The organism is Streptomyces sp. ActVer, assembly GCF_027270795.1.
Taxonomy (GTDB): domain Bacteria; phylum Actinomycetota; class Actinomycetes; order Streptomycetales; family Streptomycetaceae; genus Streptomyces; species Streptomyces umbrinus_A.
The window spans coordinates 1-1,060 of the sequence record NZ_JAPWHT010000935.1; the positions used below are offsets into that span (position 1 = coordinate 1).

The following is a 1,060-nucleotide window of genomic DNA, read 5'->3' on the forward strand; positions in this document are numbered from 1 at the left end:
CGGCTCGTACGGCGGCGTGCACGTCGTCGGCGGTGCCCGCCGGGACGTGGGCGATGACCTGCTCGTCGGCCGGGTTCACGACGGCGATCGTGTCCGTCCCGGCGGCCGGGCGCCACTCACCGTCGATGTACATGCCGTCGTGTGCCTTCATGCGTTCCTCCCGGGAGGGGCGTCGTCTCCGCCGCCCAACCTAGCCGTCGTCCGAGATCCCAAACTAGCGGTGTTAGTTTTTGGACACCAGGGGCCCCAGGACGAGCACCGGGCCCGCCGGGAGGAACACACGAACCGCCACGAGGATCACAGGGCCAGTACTGGGGACAGGGCCGTCGGACGTCAGAAGTCCGCGCGCGTCGGTTCGTCCAGCCGGGCCACGGCCTCCTGGCCGAACTCCTTCTCGTACGCGTCCCGGATCCGCTCGATCCCGGGGTCGGCCGCCTTCGCCCGCCCCACGGGATACAGCAGGATCAGCTCGTACGACCGCTCGCGCTCGATGACGCCGTTCCTGTCGCGCCACTGCCCGCGGCCGTCCTGCACGGTGAGCCCGCCCGGGAAGGCGGGGGTGACCTGCCGGTCGACGAAGTCCATGAACTGCCCGTCGGTGACGGCCGGGCCTCCGTCGGGGCGCTCGGTGCCGAAGAAGAGGCGGGTCTCGACGTATGCCGCGCCCCTGGCCGCCGGTGCCGTCAGAGCCGCCGGGGTCCTTGCGGCCGCCGGCCGGGTCCCGGTGTCGGTGAGTGTGGCGTACGCGGCCGGGGCCCCGGCGAAGAGGAGGGCGGAGGCCGTCGCGACGGCGAGGCGGGTACGCACGGTGTTCATGATCATGAACGCATGCCTAGTGGGCCTCAGTCCTCCAGGTCGGGCAGGCGCGCCGGGGCCGGGCTGATCCGCACCCCTTGGTGGTCGAAGACGAACAGATGGGCGAGGTCCACGAGGAGGGGGACCTGCATGCCGTGGTGGAGTTCGTGGTCGGGTGTCGTACGGACGATGAGGTCGCCCGGCAACCGGCCTTCCGGGGGCGGCAGTTCGGTCCGGTCGGGTCCGGTGTCCCCGGGGTCCTCCA

2 protein-coding genes and 1 pseudogene are annotated in these 1,060 nt (G+C 71.8%); all 3 read right to left on the reverse strand.

Going from position 1 to position 1,060, the window contains the following annotated elements; all coding sequences use genetic code 11:
- A partial coding sequence (locus O3Q52_RS53445; protein ID WP_269655596.1) for an aldehyde dehydrogenase family protein occupies positions 1–151 on the reverse strand: 151 nt, incomplete at its 3' end.
- Between the two features lie 182 nt (positions 152–333).
- Positions 334–822 carry a DUF3574 domain-containing protein gene (locus O3Q52_RS53450; protein ID WP_269655595.1) on the reverse strand — a complete coding sequence of 163 codons (489 nt, stop codon included), beginning with the start codon at positions 820–822 and terminating at the stop codon, positions 334–336.
- Between the two features lie 20 nt (positions 823–842).
- A pseudogene (locus O3Q52_RS53455) lies at positions 843–1,060 on the reverse strand (sugar ABC transporter ATP-binding protein); the annotation flags it as partial.